Source organism: Sinorhizobium sp. 7-81, assembly GCF_030124405.1.
GTDB lineage: Bacteria > Pseudomonadota > Alphaproteobacteria > Rhizobiales > Rhizobiaceae > Sinorhizobium > Sinorhizobium psoraleae.
Map to the genome: position 1 here is coordinate 1 of NZ_JASKLT010000042.1, position 7,634 is coordinate 7,634.

Below are 7,634 nucleotides of genomic sequence, written 5' to 3' on the forward strand. Positions count from 1 at the left end.
CATATTCCCTCCGACAAATCAAAGACAGGAGGAGGGAATCACAGCACGCTCTGAAAAGGAATCCTCACGCCGATTCCGCTTTCATCGGACGCGCTCTAGATTGTTTTATTGCCGTAACCTAGGGGACATACAGCTGGCTGCTTCTTGCTATTTTACGGCACCGGGCCTTACGATCGTCGCTATATTGTCTCACGACAACACCTGGTCATTTTGTATCCTTGCTTTAATTCACCTTCTCCAACACGTGAATGTCTGAGCCGGCATTGTCTGAGAGCACATCGATCGAGACAAGCCCCGCTCGGCGTGCACATTTTTTGAAGAACAACTCAGAAAAAGAAAACGAGTTCTTTAGATGCAGGCGATCACCACTTAACAGTATAATCTCTTTGCCACCAAGACAAAAAGTCAAATTCCTTTTGACAACCCCAGTATGTATGACTTGCATAAAGTGGTCATCACCTCTTATATCCGCCTCATACTCAAATCCCTCTGGATCGAAATTGGCGTCGACGGGCAGCTCTGCTTTCATTCTGTAGAACACGTTTAGCTGAAATTCAGGATGCGCTTCATAGTAGGACTTCGCGACATCCCTCCTCAGATCAGAGCCAATTGAGATCGCAACCCAGCATCGCTTCGCGCTATTCGATATCTTCTTCAGCGCCTCGACGACCGCCTCCACTGGGGGCGTATCACTTATCGAGGCGGCAAGATTTCCAAATGTCCGACCAAACATGACAACGAATGCCGCTTCATCGTCGGGAAAATAGCGTCGCCCGGAGAATATATCGTCGCGTATGAATTCGATTTTCAACCCGAAAGCAGACGACAATTGCGCTATATCCCCGAGGAACTCTTTCGACCGGTCGACCAGCGTGCAACGTGAGGTCTCGCCGCGCAGGCCTGTTACAAGGGGAAGCGTTTTCCGTTGGAAGGCCCGCACTGTTCCGGGCCCATACTCCAGAACCGACACCCCTTTACGACAGCGTTCATCCTGGTGATGCCATTGAACATAATCTCTCACTCTCTCGTGAAGTTTTTGGGCCAACTTGAGCTCAGCATCCACCATATTGGTTGTGCCAGTGACGAGCGCATTACTGATCCTCTGAGCTTCAGCCTTACCCCATAACAATGCGCCACTCATTGAATTGCCATTCCGGTCAACTCCAGTGTGGTGAGCGTATTGTTCAGGGCCTAAGTCTGGCGCATATTTTTGCTGAAACAGCTGCAAACTCGTTGCAAGAAAGCTCAAACTGTTCTCCTCTTGATCCTTTAGCAGCTCGTCGGATTCCCCAGATGGCTCACCTATCGCCGCAAACGACGGTGGTGCGCGTAGTCCGCGTATGCCGTCTTCGATCCAAGAAACCCGCCACAGCGCGGCCCGCTCGCCACAGCAGAAACGCGGCGCAAACGCCGATGAGCGCGTTGAGTCTGTTCATGGGACATCTCCATGAACCCAGAGGAGAGGCTACAGGATTGGAAGGAGCACTCCTTGACGTCGATCAAGGGCAACCCGAATTCTGGGCGGGTGCACTGTCCGTTTTCTTTATTCAGGAATCGCCACAGTATATGCGTAAAACACCGGCGATATCCGCCTCCATCATCGAGAGGGCGAACAAGCTCCTAGAACGAGCAGATGACGGACTGCCAGTAGCGCGAGGGGAATCTCCACTCGTGGAAGTATCAGCAGCGAGAAGAACGCCGCAACCGCATGGAACCGACCGAGGTCCGCGGGCCACCGGGTTGCAAGTCGGCAAGGTCCAGTTGATGGAGCGTCGCGGAACATACTCGCGGGCGAGGTTCACTATCATGGCAGACAGATCGACACCTCCAAACCGGCATCCAGCAACCGACGCGCGGTTGGGACTCCGGTCCCGCAGCCAAGATCCAGAACCCGGGACGCCGTCGGCAAGGACTTGATCAGCCTTCGCCCGCCAAGACTTGGCCCTCCTTGTGCGGAAAGACCTCCGACGGTGCCTGGCTTAGCCAGATGCGGGAAAACGTCTTTGAGGCTGCGCGCTCCACAGGTGCTTCGGTCGCAGATCTCAGTTCTGCGGGCGTATTTGGAACCTTCGATGCAGTGCATCCCGAATCGCTGACTCTCTACGGCGTAACTAAGCTGGCTGTGGAAGGGATAGCGCGCGTCTATGCGGCTGATTGTGGCGTGGGGAGTGTCGGCTTGAGACCATACGTCGTCTATGGACCCGGAGAGAGCAGCGGAATTTCTGCCGGCCCATCAATTGCGATCCACGGCGTCGCTGCAACAGGAGCCGGCGACGATCCGTTTCTCTGGTCGCGTCGGCTTGGTTTACGTGGACGACGTCGCACGATTGCTGGCCGCAGCGACAACGCAGCCGATCAAGGGCGCGAGAGTGCTGGCGATGGTGGGAGGCACGCGAGAGATGGAAGATTTCAAAGCTGTACTCGGCACCCGAACTGGCTGGAATAAAATCAACGTCGAGGGTCCGCCGCTTCGTGTCCCAGCAGATTTGACCTCGGATCCGGTACCGACGTGGCTGGGCAATCATCCATCCGCCCGATCGAGTCGGGTATCGACGCATCGATTTCTAAGCTGCTCGAGCGAAACGCACACTGAGGCGTCCAATCGTTGACACCGATGTGAGTGGAGGCGGGAAGTGCAGGCTGTATCACTGGCGCGGAATATCGGCTAACCTGTTTCTATCTCTGCCATGTGCAGGTAGCATCAACCTGTGAACTTCGCTATGAGCAGCATTTTGGAACAGTCACTCGCGATAATCGAGATGCTTGCAGATCAGTTTCGACGATCGCCCGCGCACTGACCAGCCGATTGGCGGTGTTCACCGGACGCTTCAGGAGCTTGCGCGGCTGGATTATGTGCGTCACGTCCAGACACAGGAACCTTATGAGCTGGCCATTCGCACACCCGCGATGGGCCCAGGTTTTCTCAGCCGCGCCAGCATACCGATGTAGGGCAACCTATATTAGGTGCATTGACTGAAGCTTTTTTGGCTTCCTCGTTAGGGTCGACCTCACCTACGCCTCTTTCGTTCCGCCTCATCCCAAGCCGTCAAAGGCTGGAAATCCGGGGCAAAACCGAGCCCCTTCTGCGCATCCGAAGAGATAATTGTCTGGGAAGTGACGACATCGATCAACGCCGGTGCGTTCTGTAACGCTCTATTCAGTGCCGCAGGCAAGTCGTCAGCGCTCTCTACCCGCTCACCATAGGCGCCGAGCGCCCGCGCCAGCCCTGCATAGTCCGAGTGCCGCAGCGTGGTCCCGATGACGCGACCACCATAATTCATCTCCTGATCGAGACGCTCGATGTTCCAGGCTGCATTATTGGAGACGATGAAGACGGCCTTGGCATTGTGCCTCACGGCAGTATCCAATTCCATGGCGTTGATGCCGAAGGCGCCGTCCCCGTTTACCGAGATTACCTGCCGATCCGGCATGGCCAGTGCGGCGGCGACCGCGAAAGGTACGCCGACGCCGAGGCAGCCGAAGGCGCCAGCATCCATGTAGATGTTTGACTGAAGGCCGGTCCTTGCGAAGCTGAGCAGGTCGCCTCCATCGGCAACTCCGATGTAGTCTGGATCGGCCACCTCAGCGATGGCCGTAAAGATGGCTTTCGGGTGTATCTTTCCGTCCGCAGTCGTCGTCAGTGAGGCGGCGCGTCCCGCAGCAATTCGCTTTTCGTGTGCTCGACGCAACCGGTCGGCCCAGTCCCGGTCGATTGCCGACTGCCGGTTCTCCGCGGCATCGAGCATAGCTTCAAGCGCCAGATGCGGCGAGGCCAGCATTTCCGGTTGGCCGCGCCGGTTGTCTATGAGTTCGCTGGGACTGTCGGCAATGCGGATGAAGCGTGCAGCCGGAAACACGGCCGGCGAGCCGTAGCCCAGCTGGTAGTCCAGCTTGCGCCCGATCGAAAGGACGACATCGGCTTCAGTCATCGCCGCTGCCCGCATGGCAGCGACGATTGACGGATGTTCGGGGGGAATAAGTCCGCGGCTTTCCTGTGTGTCGAGATAGAGGGCGCCTGTAGCGTCGAGCAAGCGGACCAACTGAGACCCGGCGCGCCGTGCACCGCGCCCGGTGATGACGAGCGGACGCCGCGCCGACCAGAAGATGGCGGCTGCCTGGTTGACTTCGTCGGGATCGGGCCGCAGGAGACGCGGCGTTTTCGGCTTGAGCCATTCGTCCAGCACCAGTTGCAGCGGAACCCTGGTGCGCAGCACATCCGTCGGTATTTCAATATAGACGGGGCCGGGCTCGCCGGCATCGCCCGTCGCCCGTGCCACCGCTTCGTCGAGTTCTCGGATGACCTGTTCAGGTACGCGCGCAGTGCGGGCGGAACGGGTCACCGGCCGCAAAATCTCTACGTGTGGAATGTCCTGCAGCGGCCCCATATTCGCTTGCGGGCGCGGCGTGCAGCCGGCGATCAGCAGCACCGGTGCGCGACCAAGTGCAGCATTCGCCATGGCGGTTACGGTGTTTGTCACACCCGGGCCGGCGGTGACCATGGCCACCCCGAATTGCCCACTCAGTTCAGCATGGGCATGTGCCATGTGTACCGCCGCGCCCTCGTCGCGGACGTCGATGATACGGAGACCCAACTTGGCGATATGATCCCAGATCGGCTGAATATGCCCGCCCTGAAGACCGAAAATTCGATCGATGCCGCGCTCCTTCAGAAATCGAGCAATCCAAGCGGCGCAGGAGAGTTTATCCGCATTAAAGTCTTGCATTCTGACAGTCCTAGGATCAACGATAGCAGCTTCCGGCGGGGTTGCGGGTATGCAGCAGGCGATGCAGGATCTTGCCCGTTGCTGTCATCGGCATCTCATCCTCGCGGATGAATGAAATCGATCTCGGCCGCTTGTGGCCGGCGATCCGGCTTTTGCACCAGTCCAGGATTTCGTCCGGCGTGGGGGCCTGGCCGTCTTGGAGAACGATAACGGCATGCACCCGCTCGCCCCATTTTTCGTCTGGGACTGCCATCACAGCGACGTGTTTGACCTTGGGATGCCCGCCGAGTACGCCCTCCACTTCGGCTGGATAGACGTTCTCTCCGCCCGAGATAATCATGTTGCTCTTACGATCGATCAGATAGATGTATCCATCCTCGTCGCGGCGAGCGAGATCTCCGACTGTGCAGTAGTCCCCCCGAAAAGCCTCCCTCGTCTTTTCAGGCAGGTTCCAGTAGCCGTCGAAAGTGTAGGGATTGCAGGAATAGAGCTCGCCCGCCTCTCCGTCCGGTACCTCGTTGCCGAGGGGATCGAGCAGCTTGATTCTTCGCGAACCGATGCATTCTCTCCCTACCGAGCCGAGATTCGAAAGCTGCTCGTCGGGGTGCAGTATGGTAACCATGCCCGCTTCCGTCGATCCGTAAAGCTCGTAGAGCCCGGCATTCCGGAAGTAGTCCATGATCGCCAGCTTGGTGTCACGATGGGCCGGCGCGGACGAGATCATCAGCTTCGTTACGGCGTCGAGATTGTACCGCCGTCGCACGGCTGAAGGGAGTCCAAGCATCATGATGTAATGCGTTGGGACCAGTGAGGTGAAGGTCGCGCCGCCTTGTGCAAGAGTGTGGACGAGGTGCTCGGGATCGAACTTCTTCCTGCTGTAGATTGTGCAGGCCGCGCCGCAGTAGGCAAAAGCTCCCAGAAGGAACAGCGAATTGGCGTGACACATCGGCATCGCCAGTAGCGCGGTGTCTCTCGCGGTCAGTGTCAACTCAACGTCTGCCACGAGCGCCATGATTGCGCTGCTGCCGTGATTGCGGACCGCGCCTTTCGGCTTGCCCGTCGTGCCCGACGTGTACATCAGCGTCGATGGATCATCGGTAGAAATATTAATCGAAGTCGCGGAATCGCTCGCGGCGGCGATCAGGTCCTCGTAGGCGCGATAGCCCGCGATTCGGGTGTGCTCGCCGAAAATGACGAAGTTGCTCGCCGGAAGCGGAAGGTCCGCCCGCACGGGCTCGATCGAGCCGATCAACTCGTCCTGAACGATCAGAACCCGCGCCTGACAGTCCTCAATGAGGTATAGAATCTCCGGTCCGACGAGGCGAAAATTAATCGGTACCGCGATCAAGCCAGCCTTGGCGGTCGCTGCATAGATCTCCACCCACTCCAGGCAGTTATAGGCCAGCACGCACACCCGGTCGCCCTTGGCAAGCCCCATGCCGACAAGCGCGTTGGCGAGGCGGCAAGCTCTGTCGTTCCAGGCTCGGTAGGTCAATTCCCTGTCAAGATCGCGTGCTCCGATCTTGTCAGGGAAGACGCGGGCGTATGTCCCCAAAACCTCGCCAAGATGCGCGATTTGGCTCATCTTATTTGCCCCCATTGAAAGCACGAGCTCGCGACCTGTCAAAAGGTGCCTTTCCGAAGGAGATCGACATCCGCTCGGAATTTGCCCCGGCCTGATCCTTCCTCCAAGGGTGGTCGAGTGTGCCCTTCGAAATGTTCTCTTTTCCAGAAACAGGAAGTGACCACGCATCCGGCGAGGATGCGCTTCATCAGCTGACCACGTGTTTCGTGCATCGCCTCCGTGCCGAACCGGGGCCTCGCCGCCTCTGATGCCCCTTGTGAGACATTGGTGAGACATTGGAGTTGCGTTCGGCGCACGCCACCGCTGTCGATGGACCGACTTCGCGCTGCTGTTGGGCGGCTCCCCGTTCGGCCGTTCGGCGACTGCACGTATGTTTGGAGCATGTTGTTGTCCTTTGCTTCAGAGCAATCGAATTGTCAGAACTGGGTAGGAGCGCGGCGTGATTACCTCTGACGATGCACTGAACCGGTGTGGAACTCGGGGGCGAGCGCAGAAATCGCCGCCTTCCGTGAGCGGCTCCACGGTTTCGCGCCGCTGGTACCTACTAACGGCGGGGCGAGCGGCGCCTTTGTTGCCCGCCGCGGCCAAGACGCGAGATTTCGCCAGTCAGCACATCCTATAGGGATTGACGCTACAAGCTTGGGCCTCCGATTCCAGGCGGGGCGGCCGTCGCTTGGCACCGGAACTTCGGGTGGTAAATGCCTGTTCGGCGGGTCTGCATGGCGGAACTCCGGTCGTTCTTGCGGGAGGGCTGCCTTTATCTAAGCAACTACCGTGCCAAACCAGAACACCACTTTTAAGCAAAGGAATACCGGAATAGCGGAGTGCCTTCTGACGAACGTAGTGTCCAAGCCGACAAAGCGTGACTGGACAGACGGGTCAAGTCTATGCACCCGAGCTGCCCTTAAACTAAATCTCCATTTCAACTGGACAGGACTTGGGTTCACGCCCTTGTCAGGGCGTTGTCGCCAAGGGACAAAACGCGCTCCTCCGCTTGTGGGGTGACTGAGTTTCCCCCCCGGACGGTCACAACCGCGTCGCCAGCATCTCTTCACAGAATGGATTTTTGACCTTGATGAGGTGCAGCGGCTATGGTCGAGATCGCTCTCAACGGGGGACCCGCTCGACGTCGAGTTCCGCCTGGCAACCGCAGAGGGATGCTATCGTTGGTTCCGCAGTCGTGCAGCTGCGCGAAAGGACCAAGGCGGTGCGATTGTTCGTTGGTACGGGATCGTCGAAAATGTCGATGATCGCCGCAGAGCGTTGGAAGCCGTCAAGGAGAGCGAGTCGCGTTTCAGGGCCATCGCCGACGATGCGCCGGTGAT

General features: G+C 58.2%; 4 protein-coding genes and 1 pseudogene. 2 read left to right on the forward strand and 3 right to left on the reverse strand.

What is annotated here, in order from left to right; genetic code table 11:
- Positions 1-223: 223 nt before the first annotated feature.
- Entirely contained in the window at positions 224-1,249 is a 1,026-nt protein-coding gene (locus QN224_RS33145) for an L-histidine N(alpha)-methyltransferase (RefSeq protein ID WP_283980118.1), read from the reverse strand.
- 738 nt (positions 1,250-1,987) lie between these two features.
- Here QN224_RS33145 and QN224_RS34230 point away from each other — a divergent pair.
- The gene (locus QN224_RS34230) at positions 1,988-2,446 is read left to right on the forward strand and encodes an NAD-dependent epimerase/dehydratase family protein (RefSeq protein ID WP_369292632.1); all 459 of its coding nucleotides are present in this window, start codon (positions 1,988-1,990) and stop codon (positions 2,444-2,446) included.
- Between the two features lie 562 nt (positions 2,447-3,008).
- On the opposite strand, the gene QN224_RS33150 is transcribed toward QN224_RS34230, so the two are convergent.
- Both QN224_RS33150 and QN224_RS33155 read right to left on the reverse strand, forming a co-directional pair.
- A complete protein-coding gene (locus tag QN224_RS33150) occupies positions 3,009-4,724 on the reverse strand; it encodes a thiamine pyrophosphate-binding protein (RefSeq protein ID WP_283980119.1) in 1,716 nt (571 codons plus the stop codon).
- A gap of 16 nt (positions 4,725-4,740) precedes the next feature.
- The gene (locus tag QN224_RS33155; RefSeq protein WP_283980120.1) at positions 4,741-6,309 is read right to left on the reverse strand and encodes a class I adenylate-forming enzyme family protein; all 1,569 of its coding nucleotides are present in this window, start codon (positions 6,307-6,309) and stop codon (positions 4,741-4,743) included.
- A 1,080-nt stretch (positions 6,310-7,389) separates the two neighbouring features.
- Between QN224_RS33155 and QN224_RS33160 the strand changes: the two are divergent.
- Positions 7,390-7,634 (forward strand): annotated as a pseudogene (locus QN224_RS33160) (PAS domain-containing protein); the annotation flags it as partial.